Origin of the sequence: Pseudomonas sp. VS40 (assembly GCF_018587885.1) — a bacterium.
Taxonomy (GTDB): domain Bacteria; phylum Pseudomonadota; class Gammaproteobacteria; order Pseudomonadales; family Pseudomonadaceae; genus Aquipseudomonas; species Aquipseudomonas pergaminensis.
This window is the reverse complement of sequence record NZ_JAGYWD010000008.1, coordinates 173,050-198,335: the sequence shown is the minus strand read 5'-3', so window position 1 is coordinate 198,335 and position 25,286 is coordinate 173,050. Positions and strand designations below refer to the sequence as shown.

27 protein-coding genes are annotated in these 25,286 nt (G+C 60.5%); 25 read left to right on the top strand and 2 right to left on the bottom strand.

The features are described from left to right. Positions 1-161: 161 nt before the first annotated feature. From KHP07_RS23180 to flhB, 21 genes are all read left to right on the top strand, one after another. A complete protein-coding gene (locus KHP07_RS23180; protein WP_033900748.1) occupies positions 162-1,637 on the top strand; it encodes a sigma-54 dependent transcriptional regulator in 1,476 nt (491 codons plus the stop codon). Positions 1,638-1,747: 110 nt separating this feature from the next. Beyond that, on the top strand, positions 1,748-2,959 hold the full coding sequence (locus tag KHP07_RS23175) for a sensor histidine kinase (protein ID WP_078050981.1): 1,212 nt from the start codon (positions 1,748-1,750) through the stop codon (positions 2,957-2,959). A 7-nt stretch (positions 2,960-2,966) separates the two neighbouring features. After that, positions 2,967-4,343 (top strand): sigma-54-dependent transcriptional regulator, encoded by a 1,377-nt coding sequence (locus KHP07_RS23170; protein WP_214498096.1) that lies wholly within the window; start codon positions 2,967-2,969, stop codon positions 4,341-4,343. Positions 4,344-4,475: 132 nt separating this feature from the next. Continuing rightward, complete coding sequence (fliE, locus tag KHP07_RS23165) at positions 4,476-4,805, top strand: flagellar hook-basal body complex protein FliE (protein ID WP_015885194.1); 330 nt, start codon at positions 4,476-4,478, stop codon at positions 4,803-4,805. Between the two features lie 16 nt (positions 4,806-4,821). Continuing rightward, entirely contained in the window at positions 4,822-6,600 is a 1,779-nt protein-coding gene (gene fliF / locus KHP07_RS23160; protein WP_078049621.1) for a flagellar basal-body MS-ring/collar protein FliF, read from the top strand. Further along, positions 6,593-7,612 carry a flagellar motor switch protein FliG gene (gene fliG / locus KHP07_RS23155; RefSeq protein WP_010208743.1) on the top strand — a complete coding sequence of 340 codons (1,020 nt, stop codon included), beginning with the start codon at positions 6,593-6,595 and terminating at the stop codon, positions 7,610-7,612. Before fliF ends, fliG begins: the two co-directional genes overlap by 8 nt. A 10-nt stretch (positions 7,613-7,622) precedes the next feature. Next, positions 7,623-8,387, top strand: a complete 765-nt coding sequence (gene fliH / locus KHP07_RS23150) for a flagellar assembly protein FliH (RefSeq protein ID WP_100492400.1) — start codon at positions 7,623-7,625, stop codon at positions 8,385-8,387. Continuing rightward, positions 8,377-9,735 (top strand): flagellar protein export ATPase FliI, encoded by a 1,359-nt coding sequence (gene fliI, locus KHP07_RS23145; protein WP_078049619.1) that lies wholly within the window; start codon positions 8,377-8,379, stop codon positions 9,733-9,735. The genes fliH and fliI overlap by 11 nt, the downstream gene beginning before the upstream one ends. A 3-nt stretch (positions 9,736-9,738) precedes the next feature. Then, the gene (gene fliJ, locus KHP07_RS23140; RefSeq protein ID WP_028617325.1) at positions 9,739-10,188 is read left to right on the top strand and encodes a flagellar export protein FliJ; all 450 of its coding nucleotides are present in this window, start codon (positions 9,739-9,741) and stop codon (positions 10,186-10,188) included. A gap of 154 nt (positions 10,189-10,342) precedes the next feature. Next, the gene (locus KHP07_RS23135; RefSeq protein WP_033900756.1) at positions 10,343-10,648 is read left to right on the top strand and encodes an STAS domain-containing protein; all 306 of its coding nucleotides are present in this window, start codon (positions 10,343-10,345) and stop codon (positions 10,646-10,648) included. Beyond that, entirely contained in the window at positions 10,645-12,363 is a 1,719-nt protein-coding gene (locus KHP07_RS23130; protein ID WP_099493525.1) for an ATP-binding SpoIIE family protein phosphatase, read from the top strand. The genes KHP07_RS23135 and KHP07_RS23130 overlap by 4 nt, the downstream gene beginning before the upstream one ends. A gap of 30 nt (positions 12,364-12,393) precedes the next feature. After that, entirely contained in the window at positions 12,394-12,741 is a 348-nt protein-coding gene (locus KHP07_RS23125; RefSeq protein ID WP_214498095.1) for an Hpt domain-containing protein, read from the top strand. A gap of 854 nt (positions 12,742-13,595) precedes the next feature. Beyond that, complete coding sequence (locus tag KHP07_RS23120; protein WP_214498094.1) at positions 13,596-14,936, top strand: flagellar hook-length control protein FliK; 1,341 nt, start codon at positions 13,596-13,598, stop codon at positions 14,934-14,936. Positions 14,937-15,146: 210 nt separating this feature from the next. Then, entirely contained in the window at positions 15,147-15,647 is a 501-nt protein-coding gene (gene fliL / locus KHP07_RS23115) for a flagellar basal body-associated protein FliL (protein ID WP_071489823.1), read from the top strand. Positions 15,648-15,656: 9 nt separating this feature from the next. Beyond that, positions 15,657-16,625 carry a flagellar motor switch protein FliM gene (gene fliM / locus KHP07_RS23110; RefSeq protein WP_017735217.1) on the top strand — a complete coding sequence of 323 codons (969 nt, stop codon included), beginning with the start codon at positions 15,657-15,659 and terminating at the stop codon, positions 16,623-16,625. A gap of 34 nt (positions 16,626-16,659) precedes the next feature. Beyond that, positions 16,660-17,127 (top strand): flagellar motor switch protein FliN, encoded by a 468-nt coding sequence (gene fliN / locus KHP07_RS23105; protein ID WP_033900765.1) that lies wholly within the window; start codon positions 16,660-16,662, stop codon positions 17,125-17,127. Between the two features lies 1 nt (position 17,128). After that, on the top strand, positions 17,129-17,572 hold the full coding sequence (gene fliO / locus KHP07_RS23100; RefSeq protein ID WP_078049614.1) for a flagellar biosynthetic protein FliO: 444 nt from the start codon (positions 17,129-17,131) through the stop codon (positions 17,570-17,572). Beyond that, complete coding sequence (gene fliP, locus KHP07_RS23095) at positions 17,572-18,315, top strand: flagellar type III secretion system pore protein FliP (protein ID WP_016976565.1); 744 nt, start codon at positions 17,572-17,574, stop codon at positions 18,313-18,315. The genes fliO and fliP overlap by 1 nt, the downstream gene beginning before the upstream one ends. A 4-nt stretch (positions 18,316-18,319) precedes the next feature. Then, a complete protein-coding gene (gene fliQ, locus KHP07_RS23090) occupies positions 18,320-18,589 on the top strand; it encodes a flagellar biosynthesis protein FliQ (protein WP_010208761.1) in 270 nt (89 codons plus the stop codon). Between the two features lie 4 nt (positions 18,590-18,593). Next, a complete protein-coding gene (gene fliR / locus KHP07_RS23085; protein ID WP_078049613.1) occupies positions 18,594-19,379 on the top strand; it encodes a flagellar biosynthetic protein FliR in 786 nt (261 codons plus the stop codon). Between the two features lie 3 nt (positions 19,380-19,382). Beyond that, positions 19,383-20,519: a flagellar biosynthesis protein FlhB gene (gene flhB / locus KHP07_RS23080; protein WP_099492345.1), complete on the top strand. Its 1,137-nt coding sequence runs from the start codon at positions 19,383-19,385 to the stop codon at positions 20,517-20,519. Between the two features lie 206 nt (positions 20,520-20,725). Here flhB and KHP07_RS23075 read toward each other — a convergent pair whose 3' ends face one another. Both KHP07_RS23075 and KHP07_RS23070 read right to left on the bottom strand, forming a co-directional pair. Then, on the bottom strand, positions 20,726-20,929 hold the full coding sequence (locus KHP07_RS23075) for a cold-shock protein (protein ID WP_214498093.1): 204 nt from the start codon (positions 20,927-20,929) through the stop codon (positions 20,726-20,728). Between the two features lie 12 nt (positions 20,930-20,941). Beyond that, on the bottom strand, positions 20,942-21,163 hold the full coding sequence (locus tag KHP07_RS23070; protein WP_252994304.1) for a hypothetical protein: 222 nt from the start codon (positions 21,161-21,163) through the stop codon (positions 20,942-20,944). 455 nt (positions 21,164-21,618) lie between these two features. Between KHP07_RS23070 and KHP07_RS23065 the strand changes: the two genes are divergently transcribed. The 4 genes from KHP07_RS23065 (at position 21,619) to flhA (ending at position 25,280) form a co-directional block, all read left to right on the top strand. After that, on the top strand, positions 21,619-22,329 hold the full coding sequence (locus KHP07_RS23065) for a hypothetical protein (protein ID WP_214498092.1): 711 nt from the start codon (positions 21,619-21,621) through the stop codon (positions 22,327-22,329). A 226-nt stretch (positions 22,330-22,555) separates the two neighbouring features. Continuing rightward, on the top strand, positions 22,556-22,768 hold the full coding sequence (locus KHP07_RS23060) for a cold-shock protein (RefSeq protein ID WP_214498091.1): 213 nt from the start codon (positions 22,556-22,558) through the stop codon (positions 22,766-22,768). 32 nt (positions 22,769-22,800) lie between these two features. Continuing rightward, on the top strand, positions 22,801-23,004 hold the full coding sequence (locus tag KHP07_RS23055; protein ID WP_214498090.1) for a cold-shock protein: 204 nt from the start codon (positions 22,801-22,803) through the stop codon (positions 23,002-23,004). A gap of 161 nt (positions 23,005-23,165) precedes the next feature. After that, the gene (gene flhA, locus KHP07_RS23050; protein WP_250883698.1) at positions 23,166-25,280 is read left to right on the top strand and encodes a flagellar biosynthesis protein FlhA; all 2,115 of its coding nucleotides are present in this window, start codon (positions 23,166-23,168) and stop codon (positions 25,278-25,280) included. The last annotated feature ends 6 nt before the right edge of the window (positions 25,281-25,286 follow it).

Sequence of the window (25,286 nt, the reverse complement as noted above, 5' to 3'; positions counted from 1 at the left end):
GTTAGTCCGAACGGCGCGTCATATATTTGACTGTGCCAGCATTTTTGACTTAACTAGTGCTGTTTTCAGATTTCAGACGTCTAGTAAGGTACAAAGTCTTACAGGCGTCTCGATTGCCCTCACATCGGGGCAGGAAGTTTTACTAGGGAAGTTGCTATTGCATGTGGCGTGAAACCAAAATTCTGCTGATTGATGACGATAGCGTCCGCCGCCGCGATTTAGCGGTGATTTTGAATTTTCTTGGCGAAGAAAATTTGCCCTGCGGCAGCCATGACTGGCAGCAGGCGGTCAGCTCATTGTCATCGAGCCGTGAAGTCATTTGTGTGCTGATCGGGACGGTGAACGCTCCTGGCGCTGTTTTGGGCTTGTTAAAGACACTGTCGACCTGGGATGAGTTCCTTCCAGTGTTGCTAATGGGCGATATTTCTTCTGTCGACCTGCCGGAAGACCAGCGCCGCAGGGTGCTTTCCACCCTGGAAATGCCCCCCAGCTACAGCAAATTGCTCGACTCCCTGCACCGTGCCCAGGTCTATCGCGAGATGTACGACCAGGCCCGCGAGCGCGGTCGCCATCGCGAACCCAACCTGTTCCGCAGCCTGGTCGGCACCAGCCGTGCCATCCAGCACGTGCGCCAGATGATGCAGCAAGTGGCCGATACCGACGCCAGCGTGCTGATCCTTGGCGAGTCCGGCACTGGCAAGGAGGTGGTTGCGCGCAACCTGCACTATCACTCCAAGCGCCGCGACGGGCCCTTTGTGCCGGTCAACTGCGGGGCGATTCCGGCAGAGCTGCTTGAAAGCGAATTGTTCGGCCACGAGAAGGGCGCCTTTACCGGGGCGATCACCAGCCGTGCCGGGCGTTTTGAGCTGGCCAACGGCGGCACCCTGTTCCTCGACGAGATCGGCGACATGCCGCTGCCGATGCAGGTCAAGCTGCTGCGCGTGTTGCAGGAGCGTACTTTCGAGCGCGTGGGCAGTAACAAGACCCAGAGCGTCGACGTGCGCATCATCGCGGCGACCCACAAGAACCTCGAGAGCATGATCGAGGTCGGCAGCTTCCGCGAAGACCTGTACTACCGCCTCAACGTATTCCCGATCGAGATGGCCCCGCTGCGTGAGCGCGTGGAAGACATCCCGTTGCTGATGAACGAGCTGATCTCGCGCATGGAGCACGAAAAGCGCGGTTCGATCCGCTTCAACTCCGCCGCGATCATGTCCCTGTGCCGCCACGGCTGGCCGGGCAACGTGCGCGAGCTGGCCAACCTGGTGGAGCGCATGGCGATCATGCACCCCTACGGTGTGATCGGCGTGGTCGAGCTGCCGAAGAAATTCCGCTACGTCGACGACGAAGACGAGCAACTGGTCGACAGCCTGCGCAGCGACATGGAAGAGCGGGTGGCCATCAACGGCCATACCCCGGACTTTGGTTCGACCGCCATGCTGCCGCCCGAAGGCCTGGACCTGAAGGACTACCTCGGCAACCTGGAACAAGGCCTGATCCAACAAGCCCTGGACGACGCCAACGGCATCGTCGCCCGTGCCGCCGAGCGCCTGCGCATCCGTCGTACCACCCTGGTGGAGAAGATGCGCAAGTACGGTATGAGCCGCAAAGAAGGTGATGAACAGGCAGATGATTGACGCCTGTTTTTCAAGCCGCTGATTTATCAGCGGTTTTTTTTCGGCACAAGTATTGCTACAGCCCTCGCAACGTTCCGTTTAACTGACGGTCAGCCAAGCGAGAGAGCATGATGCCCCACGCCGCCCAACATTCTTCCAGTCCTGCCATTGCAGGGCTGGTTCCCTCTGTAGAACAGCAAAGCCGCCAAGGCCTGGAACAGGCCTTTTCGCTGTTCAACCAGATGTCCAGCCAATTGACCGACTCCTACAGCCTGCTCGAAGCCCGTGTGTCCGAGCTTAAAGGCGAGTTGGCCGTGGTCAGTGCCCAGCGCATGGAAGAGTTGGCCGAGAAAGAGCGCCTGGCCAACCGCCTGCAAAACCTACTGTCGCTACTGCCCGGTGGCGTGATCGTCATCGACGAAGAAGGCCGCGTGCGCGAAGCCAACCCGGCGGCCTGCGACATGCTCGGCCTGCCGCTGGAAGGTGAGCTTTGGCGCCATGTCATCACCCGCTGCTTTGCGCCGCGTGAAGACGACGGCCATGAAATCTCCCTCAAGGACGGCCGCCGCTTGTCCATCGCCACCCGTTCCCTGGACGCGGAGCCGGGTCAGTTGGTGCTGCTCAATGACCTGACTGAAACCCGTCACTTGCAAGACCAGTTGGCGCGGCACGAGCGTCTGTCGTCGCTGGGGCGCATGGTCGCTTCTCTGGCGCATCAGATCCGTACACCGCTGTCGGCGGCGCTGATCTACGCCAGTCATTTGACTGACGAACAGTTGCCTGCCGCCACCCACCAACGGTTTGCCGGGCGGCTCAAGGAACGCCTGCACGAGTTGGAGCATCAGGTGCGCGACATGCTGGTGTTTGCCCGTGGCGAATTGCCGCTGACCGACCGCATCACGCCGGCCGAGTTGATGCAGGCCCTGCAAGCGGCGGCCGCCACCCATATTCAAGACGTGCACGTGCGTTGGCAGTGCGACAGCCACCTTGGTGAACTGCTGTGCAACCGTGACACCCTCGTCGGCTCGCTGCTCAACCTGATCGAGAACGCTACCCAAGCCAGCGGCCCAGGAGCGCGGCTCAAGGTGCACCTGTACAACCGCGAGCAAAACCTGCGCCTGTGCATCAGTGACAGCGGCAGCGGTATCGAGCCCGCCGTGTTGCAGCGTCTGGGCGAACCTTTTTTCACCACCAAGACCAACGGCACCGGCCTGGGCCTGACCGTGGTCAAGGCAGTGGCACGTGCTCATCAGGGAGAATTGCAATTGCACTCCCGGGTTGGGCGGGGCACCTGTGCATTGATGACCTTGCCGCTGTTTTCATGCGCGGCAAGCGCGGAGTAGGAAGGCTATGGCAATCAAGGTTCTGTTGGTGGAAGACGATCGCGCCCTGCGTGAAGCATTGGCTGACACGCTGCTGTTGGCGGGCCATGACTACCGGGCGGTCGGTTCTGCCGAAGACGCCTTGGAGGCGGTGGAGCAGGAGTCCTTCAGCCTGGTGGTCAGCGATGTGAACATGCCCGGCATGGACGGGCACCAGTTGCTCGGCCTGCTGCGCGCGCGTCAGCCGCAGTTGCCGGTATTGCTGATGACCGCCCATGGCGCCGTTGAGCGTGCGGTCGATGCCATGCGCCAGGGTGCGGCGGATTACCTGGTCAAACCCTTCGAACCCAAAGCTTTGATCGAACTGGTCGCACGGCATGCCCTGGGCGTGATCCCGGCCAGCGACGGCGAAGGTCCGATTGCCTTCGAGCCGGCCAGCGCACAATTGTTGGAGCTGGCGGCCCGTGTGGCGCGCAGCGATTCCACCGTATTGATTTCCGGCGAGTCCGGCACCGGTAAGGAAGTGCTGGCGCGTTATATCCATCAGCAATCGACCCGCGCCAAGCAGCCGTTTATCGCCATCAACTGCGCGGCGATCCCCGACAACATGCTCGAAGCCACGCTGTTCGGTCACGAAAAAGGCTCCTTTACCGGCGCTATCGCGGCCCAGGCGGGCAAGTTCGAGCAGGCTGACGGCGGCACCATTCTGCTCGATGAAATTTCGGAAATGCCCCTGGGCCTGCAAGCCAAGTTGCTGCGGGTGCTGCAGGAACGTGAAGTGGAGCGCGTCGGCGCCCGCAAGCCGATCCAGCTGGATATTCGTGTGGTTGCTACGACTAACCGTGACTTGGCGGGCGAAGTGGCGGCGGGGCGTTTTCGCGAAGACCTGTTCTACCGTCTGTCGGTATTCCCCCTGGCCTGGCGCCCGTTGCGCGAACGCCCGGCGGACATCATCCCGCTGGCCGAGCGCCTGCTGAACAACCATGTCAAAAAAATGAAGCACGCCCAGGCGCGGCTGTCGGCTGAGGCCCAGGCCTGCCTGATCGCCTACCCGTGGCCGGGTAATGTGCGGGAGCTCGACAACGCCATCCAGCGTGCGCTGATCCTGCAACAGGGCGGCCTGATCCAGCCCCAGGATTTCTGCCTGGCCATGGGCAGCGGGGCCGCGCCGCTGCCATCCTTGGCGCCGGCGCCCGTGGTGGCCGAAACCGAAACCGCCGGTGCGCTGGGCGACGACCTGCGTCGCCGCGAATTCCAGATGATCATCGACACCCTGCGCGCCGAGCGTGGCCGTCGCAAAGAGGCCGCCGAGCGCCTGGGCATCAGTCCGCGCACCTTGCGCTACAAGCTGGCGCAGATGCGTGACGCGGGGATGGATGTCGAGGCGTATCTGTTCGCCACCTGATTAGTATCGAGGCCGACAAGGTTTGTCGCCTTTTCTTACGAGTTGAACCAGAGCTGGCACCCTTGTTGCTACCTCCCCTAGTAAGTGCGGCGTAGCGTCAAAAAAAATGCGGGTTGTCGGAGAGAGAAGTTCATGAGCCAGGGTATTGAGTTCAATCGGTTGATGTTGGATATGCGCTCCATGCAAATGGATGCCATGGCTCAACCGAAATCCGTCGCGCCAGCGCCGGAATTGGGCCAAAGCAGCTTCGCCGACATGCTCGGCCAGGCCATCAACAAAGTCAGTGACACCCAGCAAGCTTCCAGCCAGTTGGCCAACGCGTTCGAGATCGGCAAGAGCGGCGTGGACCTCACCGACGTGATGGTCGCCTCGCAAAAGGCCAGCGTTTCGTTCCAGGCGTTGACCCAGGTGCGTAACAAGCTGGTTCAGGCTTACCAAGACATCATGCAGATGCCGGTTTAAGGACGAGATTTAAGTCATGGCAGAAGCAGTCGTGGACAACGTACCCGCCAAGGCAGACGGCAAACCGCCGCTGTTTGGCCTGTCGTTCCTGGAAAACCTCTCCGAAATGACCATGTTGCGTCAGGTGGGCCTGATGGTCGGCCTGGCTGCCAGCGTGGCGATTGGTTTTGCCGTGGTGCTGTGGTCGCAGCAACCCGATTACCGGCCGCTGTATGGCAGCCTGGCGGGCATGGATTCCAAGCAGATCATGGAAACCCTGGCCGCCGCCGACATCGCCTACACCGTAGAGCCCAACTCCGGGGCGCTGCTGGTCAAGGCCGACGATGTGGCCCGTGCGCGCATGAAACTCGCCGCCGCCGGCGTAACCCCGTCCGACAGCAACATCGGTTTTGAGATCCTCGACAAGGACCAGGGCCTGGGCACCAGCCAGTTCATGGAAGCCACCCGCTACCGTCGTGGCCTGGAAGGCGAACTGGCACGTACCATCTCCAGCCTGAACAACGTCAAGGGTGCCCGCGTGCACCTGGCCATTCCGAAAAGCTCGGTGTTTGTGCGCGACGAGCGCAAGCCAAGTGCCTCGGTCTTGGTAGAACTGTTTGCGGGCCGCTCCCTGGAGCCTGGCCAGGTCCTGGCGATCGTCAACCTGGTCGCCACCAGCGTGCCTGAACTGAGCAAATCGCAGATCACCGTGGTGGACCAGAAGGGCAACCTGCTGTCCGACCAGGCGGAAAATTCCGCGTTGACCCAGGCCGGCAAGCAGTTCGACTACAGCCGCCGCGTCGAAAGCATGCTTACCCAGCGTGTACACAACATTCTGCAACCGGTGCTCGGCAACGACCGCTACAAGGCGGAAGTGTCCGCAGACGTGGACTTCAGCGCCGTCGAGTCGACCTCCGAGCAATTCAACCCAGACCAGCCTGCCTTGCGCAGCGAGCAGTCCACCAGCGAACAACGCACCGCCGCCAATGGCCCGCCGCAAGGTGTGCCGGGCGCATTGAGCAACCAGCCGCCGGCCCCGGCCTCTGCGCCGCAGACCACCGGTGGCGCTACCGCCAGCGCTGGCGCGATTCAGCCAGGCCAGCCATTGCTGGATGCCAACGGCCAGCAGATCATGGACCCGGCCACCGGCCAGCCGATGCTCGCCCCGTACCCGGCGGACAAGCGTAACCAGTCCACCAAGAACTTCGAGCTCGACCGTTCCATCAGCCACACCAAGCAGCAACAAGGCCGCGTCAATCGCCTGTCGGTGTCGGTGGTGGTGGATGACCAGGTCAAGGTCAATGCCGCGGATGGCGCCGTCACCCGTGCTCCTTGGAGCGCCGACGAATTGGCGCGCTTCACGCGCCTGGTGCAGGACGCCGTCGGTTTCGACGCGAGCCGTGGTGACAGTGTCAGCGTGATCAATATGCCGTTCTCCGCCGAGCGTGGCGAAGTGATCGCCGAGCCGGCGTTCTACTCGCAGCCGTGGTTCTGGGACATCGTCAAGCAAGTACTGGGTGTGTTGTTTATCCTGGTACTGGTGTTCGGCGTGCTGCGCCCGGTGCTCAACAACATCACCGGCAACGGCAAGAAACAGCTTGCCCTGGCAGGCGGCGACGTCGAGTTGGGTGGCATGGGCGGCCTGGACGGCGAACTGGCCAACGACCGCGTCAGCCTCGGTGGCCCGCAAAGTATCCTGTTGCCAAGCCCGAGCGAAGGCTATGACGCTCAGCTGAATGCAATCAAGAGTCTGGTGGCAGAAGACCCGGGCCGTGTGGCCCAGGTCGTGAAAGAGTGGATCAACGCAGATGAGTGATAATCGAGCCGCTGTTGCCAAGCTCACCAAGGTCGACAAAGCCGCAGTCCTGCTGCTGTCCCTGGGTGAAACCGACGCCGCCCAAGTGCTGCGCCACATGGGCCCCAAAGAGGTTCAACGGGTGGGCGTGGCCATGGCGCAAATGCGCAATGTGCACCGCGAGCAAGTCGAGCAGGTGATGAGCGAGTTCGTCGAGATCGTCGGCGACCAGACCAGCCTGGGCGTCGGCTCCGACAGCTACATCCGCAAGATGCTCACCTCGGCCCTGGGCGAAGACAAAGCCAACGGCCTGATCGACCGTATCCTGCTCGGTGGCAACACCAGCGGCCTCGACAGCCTCAAATGGATGGAGCCGCGTGCCGTTGCCGACGTGATCCGCTACGAACACCCGCAGATCCAGGCGATCGTGGTGGCCTACCTTGACCCGGACCAGGCCGGTGAAGTGCTCGGCCACTTCGACCATAAGGTGCGCCTGGATATCATCCTGCGCGTGTCGTCGCTGAACACCGTGCAGCCGGCGGCCCTGAAAGAACTCAACACGATTCTGGAGAAGCAGTTCTCTGGCAACTCGAATGCCTCGCGTACCACCCTGGGCGGTATCAAGCGCGCGGCCGACATCATGAACTTCCTCGACAGCTCGGTCGAAGGCCAGTTGATGGACTCGATCCGCGAGATCGACGACACCCTGTCCGGCCAGATCGAAGACCTCATGTTCGTGTTCAACAACCTCTCCGATGTCGACGACCGTGGCATCCAGGCGTTGCTGCGCGAGGTGTCCTCGGACGTGCTGGTGCTGGCCCTCAAGGGCTCGGACGAAAACGTCAAAGAGAAGATCTTCAAGAACATGTCCAAGCGTGCCTCGGAGCTGTTGCGCGACGACCTGGAAGCCAAAGGACCGGTGCGCGTCAGCGACGTGGAAACCGCGCAGAAAGAAATCCTCACCATTGCCCGCCGTATGGCCGAAGCCGGAGAAATCGTTCTCGGCGGGAAGGGCGGCGAAGAAATGATCTAAGGCGCCTTTCATGTCGAACAAAGATGAGGCGCCCAGCGATCTGATTCGCGCGCGGGACGTCGGTGGGTTCGACATCTGGTCGTTGCCCAGCTTCGACCCACATTTGCCCGAGCCTGAGCCGGAACCGGTTGAAGAGCCTCCGGCGGAGATGGAAGAAGTGCCGCTGGATGAAGTCCAGCCACTGACCCTGGAAGAGTTGGAAGCCATCCGCCAGGAGGCCTACAACGAGGGCTTCGCGGCGGGTGAAAAAGACGGTTTTCGCAGCACCACCCTCAAGGTGCGCCAGGAAGCGGAGGAGGCGCTGAGCGTCAAGCTCGCCAGCCTGGAACGCTTGATGGGGGTGTTGTTCGACCCGATCGCCGAGCAGGATTCACAGATCGAAAAAGCCATGGTCGACCTGGTGCAGCACATCGCCCGGCAGGTGATCCAGCGCGAGCTGGTGCTGGACTCCAGCCATATCGAAAGCGTCATGCGCGAGGCCCTCAAACTGCTGCCACTGGGTGTCGGCAATGTGCGGCTGTACATCAACCCGCAGGATTTCGAACAGGTCAAAGCCCTGCGCGAGCGCCACGAAGAAACCTGGCGCATCGTCGAGGACGCCTCGTTGCAGCCCGGTGGTTGCCGCGTCGAAACCGAACACAGCCGCATCGATGCCACGGTGGAAACCCGCATCAGCCAGATCATGGCCAAGTTGCTGGATCAAGCCCACGAGCAGGTGTTGAACCCGGCCGAGCCCGACCTGAGCGTGGACCTGGACGCCCCCGATGCGCCTTGATCGCACCAGCTTCGCCAAGCGCTTGAGCGGTTATGCCGAGGCCGCCGAGTTGCCCGGCCAGCCGATCCTCGAAGGACGCTTGCTGCGCATGGTTGGCCTGACCCTCGAAGCCGAAGGCCTGCGTGCCGCCATGGGCAGCCGCTGCATGGTGATCAACGACGACAGCTACCACCCGGTGCAGGTCGAAGCAGAAGTGATGGGCTTCTCCGGCAGCAAGATTTTCCTGATGCCCGTGGGCAGCCTGGCGGGCATCGCCCCCGGCGCCCGCGTGGTGCCATTGGCTGACACCGGCCGCCTGCCGATGGGCATGAGCATGCTTGGTCGCGTGCTCGACGGTGCCGGTCGCGCGCTGGATGGCAAGGGCGGCATGAAGGCCGAGGACTGGGTGCCGATGGATGGCCCTACCATCAACCCGCTCAACCGTAACCCGATCAGCGTGCCGCTGGACGTGGGCATTCGCAGTATCAACGGATTATTGACGGTCGGCCGCGGCCAGCGTCTGGGCCTGTTCGCCGGTACCGGCGTGGGTAAGTCGGTGTTGCTGGGCATGATGACCCGCTTTACCGAGGCCGACATCATCGTGGTGGGGCTGATCGGCGAGCGGGGTCGCGAGGTGAAGGAATTCATCGAACACAGCCTCGGTGAAGAAGGCCTCAAGCGTTCGGTGGTGGTTGCATCCCCGGCGGACGATGCACCGCTGATGCGTTTGCGTGCGGCGATGTACTGCACACGCATCGCCGAATATTTCCGCGACAAGGGCAAGAACGTCCTGTTGCTGATGGACTCGCTCACGCGTTTCGCCCAGGCCCAGCGGGAAATTGCCCTGGCCATCGGCGAACCGCCGGCCACCAAGGGGTATCCGCCGTCGGTGTTCGCCAAGCTGCCCAAGTTGGTGGAGCGCGCCGGTAACGCCGAAGCCGGTGGTGGCTCGATCACCGCGTTCTACACTGTATTGTCCGAAGGCGATGACCAGCAGGACCCGATTGCCGACTCGGCGCGGGGCGTGCTCGACGGCCACATCGTACTGTCGCGGCGCCTGGCTGAAGAAGGGCACTACCCGGCCATCGACATCGAAGCGTCCATCAGCCGGGTGATGCCGGCGGTGGTTACGCCGGAACACATGGCCCGCGCCCAGCATTTCAAACAACTGTGGTCACGCTACCAACAGAGCCGCGATTTGATCAGCGTTGGCGCCTACGTGGCCGGCGGTGATCGCGACACCGACCTGGCCATCGCCCTGCAACCGCAGTTGGTGACCTACCTGCGCCAGGGCCTCAACGACAAGATCAGCATGGGCGAGAGCGAAGCACACTTGCAGACGATCTTCGCCCCCGCGCCGGGCGGCTAAGCCATGGCCAACAGCCGCGCCGCACGCCTGGCTCCGGTGGTGGACATGGCCGAAAAGGCCGAGAAAACCGCCGTTCAGCGCCTGGGTTATTTCCAGGGGCAGGTGCGCTTGGCCGAAAGCAAACTGGGCGACCTGGAGCGTTTCCGGGGTGAGTACCAGCAGCAGTGGATCGAGCGCGGCAGCAAAGGCGTATCGGGCCAGTGGTTGATGGGCTACCAGGGCTTTCTCAATCAGTTGGAAACGGCTGTCGGCCAGCAGCGCCAGAGCCTGGCGTGGCACCAGAACAATCTCGATAAAGCCCGCGAGAGCTGGCAAGCGGCGTTTGCCCGGGTCGAAGGTTTGCGCAAATTGGTGCAGCGTTATATCGACGAAGCGCGCGCGCTTGAAGACAAGCGCGAGCAAAAGCTGCTCGACGAACTGTCCCAGCGCCTCCCACGCCAATCCCAGTTCTAAATGTGCTCGCGAATGCGGTGGGTCAGTCACAGATATATCAACTGACACACCGTATTCGCGAGCAAGCCCGCTCCCACAGTTGATGTGTGGTGTTGCTCAGATCGGGTTCGCCTGCTAAACCTTGTCTCATTGCCAAAGACAAGGAAGCAGTCGCATGTCAGTCGAGTCGGAAGTATCCCTGGATGGGACGAAGTTGACGATCGCGGTCAAGGGCCGGTTTGATTTCGGCAGCCATCAAGCGTTTCGTGATGCTTACGAGCGTTTCTATAAAGTGCCTGAGTTGTACGTCGTCGACTTGAAGGAAGCCACCTACATGGACAGCTCCGCCCTGGGTATGCTCCTGCTGTTGCGTGACCATGCCGGTGGCGATAATGCCGAAGTGCAGGTGATCAACAGCAACTCCGATGTGCGCAAGATCCTCGCCATCTCCAACTTCGACAAACTGTTCGACATAAGTTGAGCGCCCTGGCCCCGGTCCTTGAGCCGCTGACGATCCTGATCGCCGAAGACAGCGCCGCCGACCTGCTGTTGCTGTCGACCATCGTACGGCGCCAAGGGCACCAGGTGCTCACGGCCACCAATGGTGCCGAAGCGGTCGAGGTATTTATCCGCGAGCGCCCGCAACTGGTGTTGATGGACGCATTGATGCCGGTGATGGACGGCTTTGAGGCGGCGCGCCGGATCAAGCAACTGGCGGGTGAAGAGTTGGTGCCGCTGATCTTCCTTACCTCCCTGCGCGAGAGCGAAGCGCTGGCGCAGTGCCTGGATGCGGGCGGCGATGACTTTTTACCCAAGCCCTACAACCAGCTTATTCTCGCCGCTAAGATCAACGCCATGGACCGCCTGCGGCGGTTGCAGGCCACGGTCTTGCAGCAGCGCGACCTGATTGCCAAGCATCATGACTACCTTCTGCATGAACAGCGGGTGGCCAAGGCGGTATTCGATAAGGTCGCGCATTCCGGTTGCATCAATGCCGCACCGAACATTCGCTACCTGCAATCGCCCTATGCGTTGTTCAACGGCGACCTGCTGCTGGCCGCCTACACACCGTCCGGCGATATGCACGTGCTGCTCGGCGACTTTACCGGCCATGGCTTGCCGGCGGCGGTGGGCGCAATGCCCCTGGCGGAAGTGTTCTATGGCATGACCGCCAAGGGTTACGGCCTGGCACAGACCCTGCGCGAGATGAACGCCAAGCTCAAGCGCATCCTGCCGGTGGACATGTTCTGCTGCGCCACCCTGTTGTGCCTGAGCACGCAGCGGCGCGTGGTGGAAGTGTGGAACGGCGGCATGCCCGAAGGCTATGTGCATGAAGTCGCCAGCGGCAAGCGTACACCGCTGGCGTCGCGGCATTTGCCGTTGGGGGTGTTGTCGGCCGAAGCATTTGATGACCGCACCGAAGTCTGGCCGATGGCGTTGGGTGACCGGGTGTTCCTGCTGTCCGATGGTGTGTTGGATACCGCCGATGCCAATGATCAGCTGTTTGGCGCCGAACGCTTGCAGCAGGTATTCGCTGCCAACCGTGAGCCGGATCGTCTGTTTGAAGACATTGAACAGGCCTTGGCGGCGTTTCGGGGTGAGGCGCGAGATGACGTGAGCATGGTGGAGATCACCCTGCAAGCCGGCCAGCAACTGCGTGCCAGCGGGCCGTTGTATGCTGACAGCGGCCAGTCGTGCCCGCTGGACTGGTCGGTGAGTTTTGAATTCCGCGCAGAGACCTTGAAGCGTTACAACCCATTGCCGTACCTGCTGCAATTGTTGCTGGAGATCCATGGCCTGCGGGAGCAGAGCGGGGCGCTCTACAGCGTGATGGCCGAGTTGTATTCCAATGCCCTGGAACACGGGGTGTTGGGCCTGGATTCGCGGCTCAAGCGCGATGCCCAGGGGTTTGCCGAGTATTACCGCCAGCGCAATGACCGCCTGGCGCAGCTCAACAGCGGCTACATACGCGTGCATGTGCAAGTGCTGCCGACCGCGGCGGGCGGCCGCATGACCCTGCGCGTCGAGGACAGCGGGCCTGGTTTTGACGTGGAACAGGTGCTGGCGCGGCCGCTGGATATTGACCGTCTGTCTGGCCGGGGTTTGAGCCTGGTGCGTCAGTTGAGCAGCGATGTACGCTGGTCTGATGGCGGGCGCAGTGTCTGCGTGGAGTTTTGCTGGGAGGCTCTGGCATAATCCGCCGATTCTTGATCAAGGAGCGAGCAAGTGGTTGATCTACATCTGGACCCGGAGGTGTTGTCGGGTCTGCAGGAAGTCATGGAAGGCGAGTATCCCAAGTTGCTTGATACCTTTCTCGATGATTCCCAGAAGCGCGTCGAAGCGTTGCGCAAGGCCAGGGATGATGCGAAGGCGTTGGGGCGCATTGCGCATAGCTTCAAGGGGAGCAGTGGGAACCTTGGGGCGGTGCGGTTGGCGCAGTTGTGTCAGCGGTTGGAGGTTGAGTCCGTTGGGGCTGAGGTTAGGGATTTGGGGGCATTGGTGGATCAGATTGTTCGGGAGTTTGCGTTGGTGAAGCCGTTGTATGAGACGGAGCGGCAGCGGTTTCAGATCTGATTGAGTACATATCCGTTATTTAGGTAACGGCGGGTATCGGTTCCGCCCTTACGGCGGCTCACTTTTGAAAAGCGCAAAAGTAAGCAAAACGCTCTTGCCCCAACACTCGGCACCTCGCTTAGGCTCGGTGTGCCCTCACTCCGGCTTTGGAGCGTGGGCCGCCGCGATGGGCCATCCTTGGCCCAGCGCGGCTAACCCGGCGTCCTGCCGGGTTACCCACGCTCCAAAGCCTGCGTTCGGCCAGCGTGTTTAACGGGGCGCCTCAGATCAAGATCAAGAGCGACTCGCTTCGCATCGTGGATACGCGGTCCATTGTAGGAGCCGGCTTGCCGGCGAAAAACGTGAGATCGCCGCGTTTATCCAGATGTACCCCCATCATCGTTAACGACCATCGCCGGCAAGCCGGCTCCTACAGGACCGCGTTGGCTTTTGCCTTTGCTTCACACCACTCAAGCCGGCTGTCAGGCCGCTGTGCTTTTGCTTTTGATTTTGATCTTAGGCGCCCCGTCAAACACGCTGGCCGGAATTCGGCAGGGATTTGGGGGGTAAACCGGCAGGGATGCCGGTTTAGCCGCCCCGCGCCATGGATGGCGCGTGGCGGCGGCCCCACAAATCACTGTCGGATTACGGGCATACCGAGCCTAGGCGAGGTACCGAGTGTTGGGGCAAGAGCCTTTTGGTTACTTTTGGGCTCTTTTCAAAAGTGACCCGCCGTAAGGGCGGAACCAATATCAGCCGTTACCTAAAAAACGGATATGTACTCAATAAAACCAACCGCCCCCAAACCTGGCCCGACTCTTGCTCTACCTCCCAATACTGCATCCCCGACCCCCATGCAGTGGAGACCTTTACCTATGCCAGTCGCCCCGAATTCGCTCCTTCAGGCTGCCCCCGCGGCCAAGCCTCAAGCGCCCGCCGCCAACCCACCGGCAGTGGCTGCGGACCCACGGGACAAGGGCCCTGGCTTCGCTCAAGTGTTCGCCAACCAGGCTTCCAAACCCACGGCCAAGGCCGACGACAATTCGCCCAAGCCCACCGCCGGCAAGTCTTCCGACGCCAGTGCCAAGCCAGCGGCAAGCAACGACAAACCTGCCGCCAGCACGCCAGCGGTTGCCGATAGCGGCAATACCTTGCCTGCCAAGCCACCGGCCAACACCGACGACAGTGCCAGCAAGGACGACGACGCGCCTGCCGACCCATCCCTGGTACAGCAGCCCCCGACAGACCCGGTGGTCGATCCGGCACTGATTGCCACCGTCACCCCGGTGGCCGTGCCAGTGCCGGTTGAAACCCCAGCGCCTGTCACCACCGCCAAGGACGACAAAACCCAGCCGGTGGTGGCAGCGCCGGTCGCCGCGACCGAGGAGGCCAAGCCGGCCTTCGATCCGGAGGCCGATCCCCTCGACGCCATGCCGACCGTGCGCCTGGCGATGGAGCAGGGTGGCCACGTGTCGGCCAGCAGCCAGGCCTCGGCCAAAACCGCGCCGGCACCGACCCAGGATCAGCCGACCGCCGCGCAGAACTTCGCCGCTGGCCTGGCCAATATGGTTGACCAACAAGCCACCAAGGACAGCACCGACCAGGGCGGCGACAAGGCCTTCAGCGGGCTGATCGACGACGGCCTCAAGGACCTGAAGAATGCCAGCAGCGACACCCGTGTCGATGACTTCGCCAACCGCCTGGCCGCGTTGACGCAAGCGGCCACGCCGAAAACCGCCAATGCCTTGCCGCCGGTGACCAATGCGCCGTTGGCCATGCACCAGAGCGGCTGGACCGACGAAATCGTCAACCGTGTGATGTACCTGTCCAGCGCCAACCTCAAGTCGGCCGAGATCCAGTTGCAGCCGGCTGAACTCGGTCGCTTGGATATCAAGGTCAACATGACCGCCGACCAGCAAGCCCAGGTCAACTTCATGAGCGCCCACCCGGTGGTACGTGAAGCCTTGGAAAGCCAGTCCGGCCGCTTGCGGGAGATGTTCGCCCAGCAGGGCATGGGGCAGGTGGATGTGAACGTGTCCGACCAGTCCCGTGGCCAGGAGCAACAGCAGCAACAGGCCCAGACCCGTGGTGTGAGCGGTAGCGGCGGGCGCGGTGGTGACAATGGCGACAGCGGCAACCACCTTGATGTGGCTGAAGCCGTGACGCCGGTCACCTCAACCGTAATCGGCTCCAGTGCGGTCGACTACTACGCCTGATCCGGACGAAATGTGGGAGGGGGCTTGCCCCCGATGAGGGTGTGTCAGCTGAAACATGGGTGACTGATACACCCTCATCGGGGGCAAGCCCCCTCCCACAATTTGATTTGCTGCGCCCGTACCTCCTCGACTTCCAGACAACTCTGGCATAACACTTGCTCTTGCCATTCCGTAGATCTATGAATCCCCGAATAGTGACGGATTATTGGCATGGCGAAGAGCGACGACGCAGCAAAAGCACCCGCAGGCAAAGGTAAGCTCAAGCTTATCCTGCTGATAGTCCTGGGCCTGCTCCTGGCCATCGGCGCGTCGGTGGGTGGCACCTGGTACATCATGCACAGCAGTGCAAGCAAACCGGCACCCGCCGCCGAAACCGCCACTAACGTCAAGCAACCGGCAATCTTCGAGCCGATGCTCCCGGCCTTTGTCGCCAACTTCAATCAGAACGGTCGTCAGCGCTACCTGCAAGTGAGCATCACCTTGCTGGCCCGCAACGCGTCGGACCTGGACGCCCTCAAGGTGCACATGCCAGTGATCCGCAACAACCTGGTGATGCTGTTCTCCAGCCAGAGCTTCGACACACTCGCCACCCCGGTGGGCCAGGAAATGCTGCGCCAGAAGGTCACGGCCAGCGTGCAGGAAGTGGCCCAGAAGGAACTCGGCAAAGTCGTGGTCGAGCAGGCGCTCTTCACTAACTTCGTATTGCAGTAGGATCACGACATGGCCGTGCAAGACCTGCTGTCCCAGGATGAAATCGACGCGCTGCTGCATGGCGTCGACGATGGTCTGGTACAGACCGAAATGGCTGCCGAGCCCGGCAGCGTCAAAAGTTATGACCTCACCAGCCAGGATCGTATCGTCCGTGGACGCATGCCGACCCTGGAGATGATCAATGAGCGTTTTGCCCGCTACACCCGGATCAGCATGTTCAACATGCTGCGCCGCTCGGCGGACGTGGCGGTAGGCGGCGTGCAGGTGATGAAGTTCGGCGAGTACGTGCACTCGCTGTACGTGCCCACCAGCCTCAACCTGGTCAAGATCAAGCCGCTGCGCGGCACCGCGCTGTTCATCCTCGACGCCAAGTTGGTGTTCAAGCTGGTGGACAACTTCTTTGGTGGCGACGGCCGCCACGCCAAGATCGAAGGGCGTGAATTCACCCCGACCGAGCTGCGCGTGGTGCGCATGGTGCTGGAGCAGGCCTTCATCGACTTGAAGGAAGCCTGGCAGGCGATCATGGAAGTCAATTTCGAGTACATCAACTCGGAAGTGAACCCGGCCATGGCCAACATCGTCGGCCCCAGCGAGGCCATTGTGGTGTCGACCTTCCACATCGAACTCGATGGCGGTGGTGGCGACCTGCACGTGACCATGCCGTACTCGATGATCGAACCGGTGCGCGAGATGCTCGACGCCGGTTTCCAGTCCGACCTGGACGACCAGGACGAACGCTGGGTCAAGGCCCTGCGCGAAGACCTGCTGGACGTCGACGTGCCCCTGAGCGCCACCGTGGCCCGTCGCCAGTTGCGTTTGCGCGATATTTTGCACATGCAGCCGGGGGATGTGATTCCCGTCGAACTGCCGGAAGAAATGATCATGCGCGCCAACGGCGTGCCGTCGTTCAAGGTCAAGCTCGGCTCTCACAAAGGCAACCTGGCGTTGCAAGTGATTGAACCGATCAACCGTCGCTGATCCACATTAATTTCTGCTCCGCCGAGGACATGTAATGGCTACCGAACACGAAAACACTTCCGCCGAAGACCAGGCACTGGCTGACGAATGGGCGGCAGCCCTGGAAGAAACCGGCGATGTTGGCCAGGACGATATCGATGCGCTGTTGGCCGCTGACGCCGCCACCGCGCCGGCCGGCAACCGCCTGCCGATGGAAGAATTCGGCAGCGTGCCGAAAAACAACGACCCGGTGACCCTCGACGGCCCGAACCTGGATGTGATCCTCGACATCCCGGTGTCGATTTCCATGGAAGTGGGCAGCACCGAAATCAACATCCGCAACCTGCTGCAACTCAACCAGGGTTCGGTGATCGAGCTGGACCGCCTGGCCGGTGAGCCGCTGGACGTGCTGGTCAACGGTACCCTGATCGCCCACGGCGAAGTGGTGGTGGTCAACGAGAAGTTTGGCATCCGCCTGACGGACGTGATCAGCCCAAGCGAACGCATCAAGAAGTTGCGCTGATATGAAGTATTCGATGGCGGGACTGTTTCTGGCGCTGCCATTGAGCGCCCTCGCGGCTGAGCCGGTCGCGCAAGCGGCTGCGACGGCAGCGCCGGTGGTGAGCAGCGGCATCGGCGGGCAACTGACCCAGCTGGTACTGGGCCTGTTGCTGGTGGTGGGTTTGATCTTTGCGCTGGCCTGGCTGATGCGCCGCGTGCAGCGCGTGGGCCCGGGCAACGGCCAGGTGATCGAGATGATCGGCGCCCGCGCCCTCGGTCCGCGTGATCGGCTGGTGCTGGTGCAAGTGGGCGAGGAGCAGATCCTGCTCGGCATCACGCCCGGTCGCATCACCCCGCTGCATGTGCTCAAGACCCCGGTGAGCGTGGATCAGAGCCAGTCCGCCACGCCAGAATTCGCCCAGCGCCTGATGGAGTTGCTGGGCAAGGATCAGAAGGATAAGAAGTAATGCGCGTTTTATTGACGCTCATGCTGCTGCTGGCGGCGCCATTGGCGTTCGGCGCCGACCCGTTGTCGATCCCGGCGATTACGCTGGGGACCAACGCGGCGGGTGCGCAGGAGTATTCGGTCAGCCTGCAGATCCTGCTGATCATGACCGCGCTGAGTTTTATCCCGGCGTTCGTCATGCTGATGACCAGCTTCACGCGGATCATCATCGTGTTCTCGATCCTGCGCCAGGCCCTGGGCCTGCAGCAGACGCCGTCGAACCAGATCCTCACCGGCATGGCCTTGTTCCTGACGCTGTTCATCATGGCGCCGGTGTTCGACAAGGTGAACCAGCAAGCCCTGCAACCCTACCTGGCGGAGAAAATGACCGCCCAGGACGCGATCGACAAGGCCCAGGGCCCGATCAAGGATTTCATGCTGTCGCAGACCCGTTCCAGCGACCTTGAGCTGTTCATGCGCTTGTCCAAGCGCACCGACATCGCCACCCCGGACCAGGCGCCACTGACCATCCTGGTGCCGGCGTTCGTCACCTCCGAATTGAAAACCGCGTTCCAGATCGGCTTCATGATCTTTATCCCGTTCCTGATCATCGACCTGGTGGTGGCGAGCGTGTTGATGGCCATGGGTATGATGATGCTGTCACCGTTGATCATCTCGTTGCCGTTCAAGATCATGCTGTTTGTGCTGGTGGACGGCTGGGCGCTGATTATCGGCACCCTGGCCGGCAGTTTCGGCGGGGTATAGCGCAATGACGCCAGAAGTCGCCGTCGACCTGTTCCGTGAAGCGTTGTGGCTGACCACCGTGATGGTCGCCGTGCTGGTGGTGCCAAGCCTGTTGGTGGGCTTGCTGGTGGCGATGTTCCAGGCCGCGACCCAGATCAACGAACAGACCTTGAGCTTCCTGCCGCGCCTGCTGGTGATGCTGGTCACCCTGATCGTGGCTGGCCCGTGGCTGGTGCAGACCTTCATGGAATACATCCTGCAGTTGTACGGCAGTATTCCGCAGTTGATCGGCTGACCCGATGCAGTCCTTGCTGGCATTGACCGACACCCAGATCAGCACCTGGGTGGCGTCCTTCATCCTGCCGCTGTTTCGGGTAACAGCGATGTTGATGGCCATGCCGGTGTTCGGCACGACCCTGGTGCCACGCCGGATACGCCTGTACTTTGCGGTGGCGATCACCGTGGTGATCGTGCCTGGGTTGCCGCCGATGCCGGCGGTGAACGCGATCGATCTGAGTGCATTGCTGCTCATTGCCGAGCAGATCCTGATCGGCGCGCTGATGGGGTTTTCCCTCTCACTGTTTTTCCAGGCGTTTGTGATTGCCGGGCAAATCATCTCGATCCAGATGGGTATGGGCTTCGCGTCCATGGTCGACCCTACCAACGGTGTGTCGGCGGCGGTGATCGGGCAATTCCTGACCATGCTGGTGACCTTGCTGTTCCTGGCCATGAACGGCCATCTGGTGGCCTTCGAAGTGATGACCGAAAGCTTCACCACCTTACCGGTGGGCTCGGGGCTGGTGGTCAATCACTTCTGGGAAGTGGTGGGGCGCCTCGGCTGGGTGCTGGGGGCTTCGCTGTTGCTGGTGCTGCCGGCGATCACCGCGTTACTGGTGGTCAACATCGCCTTTGGCGTCATGACCCGTGCAGCGCCGCAACTGAACATTTTCTCGATTGGTTTCCCATTGACCCTGGTGTTGGGCATGGGGATTTTCTGGGTCGGCCTGGCCGACATTCTCAATCAGTATCAACCGCTGGCGACCGATGCCTTGCAGTTCTTACGTGATCTGGCACGGGCGCGCTGAGCCATGGCCGAGAGCGAGAGTGGTCAGGACAAAACAGAAGACCCCACGGAGAAACGTAAAAAGGACTCCAGGGAAAAGGGCGAGATTGCGCGCTCCAAAGAGCTCAATACCGTCGCCACCATGATGGCCGGTGCCGGCGCCTTGTTGATCTATGGCGGCGGGCTGGCGTTGGACTTGATGGAGTTGATGAAGCATAACTTCGCCTTGCCCCGCGAGGTGCTGCTCAACCCTGATGCCATGGGCCAGTACCTGCTGCACTCGGGTAAGATCGCGATCCTGGCGGTGCAACCGATCCTCATCACCTTGCTGCTGGCCGCGCTGATCGGCCCGGTCGCCCTGGGTGGCTGGCTGTTCGCTGCCGGCAGCATGGCGCCCAAGTTCAGCCGCATGAACCCGGCTGCCGGGCTCAAGCGCATGTTTTCCACCAAGGCCCTGGTGGAGTTGCTCAAGGCATTGGCCAAATTCATCCTGATTCTGTTTGTGGCGCTGATGGTGTTGTCGTCCGACATCGACGACCTGCTGCGCATCGCCCATGAACCGTTGGAGTCAGCGATCATCCATAGCGTGCAGGTGGTGGGCTGGAGCGCGCTGTGGATGGCCGCCGGGCTGATCATCATCGCTGCCGTGGATGCCCCGATCCAGCTGTGGGAAAGCCACAAGAAACTGCTGATGACCAAGCAGGAAGTGCGCGACGAGCACAAGGACCAAGAGGGCCGCCCCGAGGTCAAGCAGCGCATTCGCCAACTGCAGCGGGAAATGTCCCAGCGCAAGATGATGGCCTCGGTGCCCGACGCCGACGTGGTCATCACCAACCCGACCCACTACGCCGTGGCGCTCAAATACGACCCGGAGAAGGGCGGCGCGCCGATGCTGTTGGCCAAGGGCAGTGACTTTACGGCGCTGAAGATTCGCGAAATCGCCGTGGCCAACGACATCCTGCTGCTGGAGTCGCCGGAGCTGGCGCGGTCGATCTTCTATTCCACCGACCTGGACCAGGAAATCCCCGCCGGGCTCTATCTGGCCGTCGCGCAGGTGTTGGCGTACGTTTATCAGATTCGCCAGTACCGCGCGGGCAAGGGTAAGCGCCCGGACCCGCTCAAAGACCTACCCATTCCCCCGGAACTGCGCCGCGATACTTAATCCGGGGGCGGTGTCGAACCTCAATGCATGAAGCAAAGTTTTGACGCTGTTGGGCGTCTTGCAGGCGGTATTGCAAGACGCCTTCCAACTATTGCTTGATGGGAATACCGGTGCGTATTTCTATTGGGGTCAAGACCTAACGAGCCTGATGTGGCTAATATCAGCCAGCCATCTAGCGACTGAAAGCCCGCTCCACATTTGAACCTTTAAATAGGTCGTATATTCGCCGCATGAAGACCTTTTGGTCCTTGTACTACGTCAAATTCTACTCTTTGGCCTTCATTTAGGCTTTTGTACCCATCTGACGTAACTGCCGAGTAATGGGCAAAAACGTCCGCACTCCCATCATCCGGGGCAATAAAACCAAACCCCTTCTCCGCGTTAAACCACTTCACTGTGCCTGTTGCCACTGCCGCTCTCCTTTACACCTCTGGACCCGTCTCGGTATCGTTATGCGCACGAATGGGAAGCGCATAAACGCCCTGGGGTTTATGGACCATTTGGAACATTATCGGCTCACCAATCGACAGCGCAGCCCATTGCCAGTCGCTCCAATCGATGAAGACGATTTCTTCTCCGTCGTCCAACGCAATCAACCACTCACCACGGGTCAATTCATAGGATTTGACAATACCTCTACTCACCTTCAATACCGCTCTCCTGCATCTCGTTTACTACATGCGCGAAGTGCATGGCGTGTAATAAACAACGGGAAGCACCCTGTGACTACTGTCAAAGTTGACAGGTCAAGCACAGTTTACGACGAACGGCAGACCCACCTGCTGTAGGAACTGGCTTGCCAGCGATGGTCGTTAACAATACGCAGGCAGACAGGCTGAACGCGACGCCCTTGGTTTTTTTGCCGGCAAACCGGCGGGTGGGACGTTTCTTTCTGTTCAGTCAGACTTGATAGTGTGGTTTTCCTTTAATGCTGCTGTTGTGGGTCGGTGATTGGGGTGTTTATTCGTTGTATGTAATTTCTTGAATTTTATGGGTCGGAACTTGGAGGGGGATTATCCCACTCAATCAGGGCTGCATCTTATGCTGTGTTTTTTTAAATGAAACACTCAATGAATCGCTCTCTGAGGGACTATGAATAATGGATATTGCATCTCGGCACTTATCTATGCCTGCCCATCATCGTGAAGAACAGTGTGGTGATAGATTTGGAAGGGAGAAACATTTATATAAAGCGGTTGCTTTGGCGCCCGGTGATCGCGACGGTCATGTGATGAAGCGTTCATACACACAGCCGGTTGTTGGCACCAATTGGGTGGGTGAGATGACGAATCAGCCATTGAGTAATCCAGTCGTTCAGTCTTTGAGTGATTTGTTTCATCAGCTCGCACAAACGCTTGCGAGTTTTCTCAAGGGCTTTATGCCTGGTGCTTCCGTCGCACAGAATGTCTCGGAAAAACCGGTTGTAGGGGTGGATGGCAAATCTGAGATTAAGGCCCATAAGAGTGTTATGGGGCAGGTGCTGGAGACAGCCAAAGCCACGATTACACCCGAGGATCAACGGCTGTACCAATTTCTCGACGGGCGTCATCCACGTACAGCGGAGGAGCGAAGGGCGGTTGAGAAGTTTGCCGTGGTTGAGCGTCAACTGGAAAAATATCTGACCATGGACCCGACTGAATTCACAGCGCAAACAGTGCCGGTTGAAACAGAAGACTTGGAAACAATATTAACCCATGAAGGTTTGCCTACTCGTCGGGAAATGGATGTCATTGAAAAAATGCATGAGGGGCAGGAGATGACATTGGAGGAGCAGATCATTTCTATCAAGCTGAATATGCTGGGTTGTTGATAGTGTCTGTGTAGTCAATATATTGAAGCGTATTTTATGCGGCGGGAAATGAGGGCGCATTTGTCTAACACGATCTATGCGCCCTCATGTTTTGGGGAAGAAGGAAATGCGGATACCGTTCGTCGCCAAGTCGCTCTACCTGTCAACGTTAACAGTAGCCAGTATTGCCAGCTCGCGGTTCCATGGCGCTACACGCTGCATGCCTGAACGGTGCGGAGGAGCGGTGATGGAAGCGCTAACCGGCACGATCAAATCTTATAGTCGAAAAACCGGTGAAGGCTTGATTGCACTGGATGGCGAGGATGAACCTGTACGTGTTGACCTTCTCAGTTCAGCCGGGGTCTGGCTGAAGAATGGCCTGCACATGCAGTTATCGAGGATCCAGCGGCCCAAAGGGGTTTATGCGTTCAATATCAAGCTCATCGCGCGATGTCCATAGGGGGCATCGAGCGAGCGGCCGGGAGAAAGGTAATGGCAACAGGTACAGTGAAGTGGTTTAGCGCGGAGAAGGGGTTTGGCTTTATTTCGCCAGACGATAGAAGCGCAGATGTATTTGTCCACCATTCCGCAATAAAAACCGATGGCTTCAGAACCCTCGAAGAAGGCAAGAAAGTCGAATACGACATCGTTGAAGGCCCAAAAGGCCCCCAGGCCGATAACGTCAAACCCTTGTAGTTTCGTCCTCTCCGATGGTTTCAAGGCAATGCCCCTGAGAGCGATCTGACCCTTAGAGCAAAAGTTGGAAGGCTTCTTGCAATACCGCCTGCAAGACGCCCAATTGCGTCAAAACTTTGCTTCAAAGGACACGAGGAATACCGGTGGTGGATCGCTCTCAAATGCTCGGCAACGCCCGCAGCACCCTGACTGACCTCTCGCGAGGCAATCTGGGTGTGCCGTTGTTGTTGCTGGTGATGCTGGCAATGATGATGTTGCCGATGCCGCCGTTCCTGCTCGACGTGTTCTTTACCTTCAATATTGCCCTGTCTGTGGTGGTATTGCTGGTCTGCGTGTACGCCCTGCGGCCCTTGGATTTTGCGGTATTCCCGACGATTCTGCTGGTGGCGACCCTGCTGCGCCTGGCGCTCAACGTAGCGTCGACCCGTGTGGTCATGCTGCACGGCCAGGACGGCCACGCCGCCGCCGGTAAGGTGATCCAGGCCTTCGGTGAGGTGGTGATCGGCGGTAACTACGTGGTCGGTATCGTGGTGTTCGCGATTTTGATGATCATCAACTTTGTGGTGGTCACCAAAGGCGCCGGGCGCATCTCCGAAGTGAGCGCGCGTTTTACCCTCGACGCGATGCCCGGCAAACAGATGGCCATCGACGCCGACCTCAACGCCGGCCTGATCGACCAGAACCAAGCCAAATCCCGTCGCCTGGAAGTTGCCCAGGAAGCCGAGTTCTACGGCTCCATGGACGGTGCCAGCAAATTCGTGCGCGGTGACGCCATCGCCGGCCTGCTCATTCTGTTCATCAACCTTATCGGCGGCATGGCCGTGGGGATCTTCCAGCACGGCATGACCTTCGGCGATGCGGGCAAGGTTTACGCGCTGCTGACCATCGGTGACGGTTTAGTGGCGCAATTGCCATCACTGTTGTTATCCACAGCTGCGGCGATCATGGTGACCCGTGCGTCGGGCTCCGAAGACATGGGCAAGCAGATCAGCCGGCAGATGTTTGCCTCGCCCAAGGCCCTGGCCGTGGCGGCAGGCATCATGGCGATCATGGGCATCGTGCCGGGCATGCCTCACGTGTCGTTCCTGAGCATGGCGGCCATGGCGGCTGGCGGTGCCTACCTGTTCTGGAAAAAGCAGAATGCGGTCAAGGTCCAGGCCCAGCAAGAGATAGCGCGCCAGCAGGAACTGCTGCCATCCCCGGCCCGCGCCCAGGAAACCAAGGAGCTGGGCTGGGACGACGTGACCCCGATCGACATGATCGGCCTGGAAGTCGGCTACCGCCTCATCCCGCTGGTGGACCGCAACCAGGGCGGCCAATTGCTCGCGCGGATCAAGGGCGTGCGCAAGAAACTGTCCCAGGACCTGGGCTTCTTGATGCCCACGGTGCATATCCGCGACAACCTCGACCTGGCCCCGAGCGCCTACCGCCTGACCCTGATGGGCGTGATCCTGGCCGAAGCCGAGATCTACCCGGACCGCGAACTGGCGATCAACCCGGGGCAGGTGTTCGGCAGCCTCAACGGCATCACCGCCAAAGATCCGGCTTTTGGCCTGGACGCGGTATGGATCGAAATCAGCCAGCGCAGCCAGGCACAGTCCCTGGGTTACACCGTGGTGGACGCCAGCACGGTGGTCGCCACCCACCTCAACCAGATCCTGTACAAGCACTCCCACGAGCTGATCGGCCACGAGGAAGTCCAGCAATTGATGGGTTTGCTCGGCAAAGCTTCGCCAAAACTCGCCGAAGAACTGGTGCCGGGCATCCTGTCGCTGTCGCAATTGCTCAAGGTGTTGCAGGCGCTGCTGGCCGAACAGGTGCCGGTACGCGACATTCGCAGCATTGCCGAGGCCATCGCCAACAATGCCGCCAAGAGTCAAGATACTGCCGCCCTGGTGGCTGCGGTGCGCGTCGGATTGTCGCGTGCAATCGTCCAAAGCATTGTAGGGCTTGACTCCGAGCTGCCTGTGATCACCTTGGAACCAAGGTTGGAACAAATATTGCTCAATAGTATTCAGAAGGCAGGACAAGGCCAGGAAGAGGGCGTTCTGCTGGAGCCAAGCATGGCTGAGAAACTGCAGCGTTCGTTGATTGACGCCGCACAGCGCCAGGAAATGCAGGGCCAGCCGGTGATACTGCTGGTGGCCGGCCCGGTCAGGGCGATGTTGTCGCGGTTTGGACGCTTGGCAGTACCGAATTTGCACGTTTTGGCTTATCAGGAAATTCCTGACAACAAGCAAGTGACTATCGTCGCGACAGTAGGGCCCAACGGCTGAGGGTAG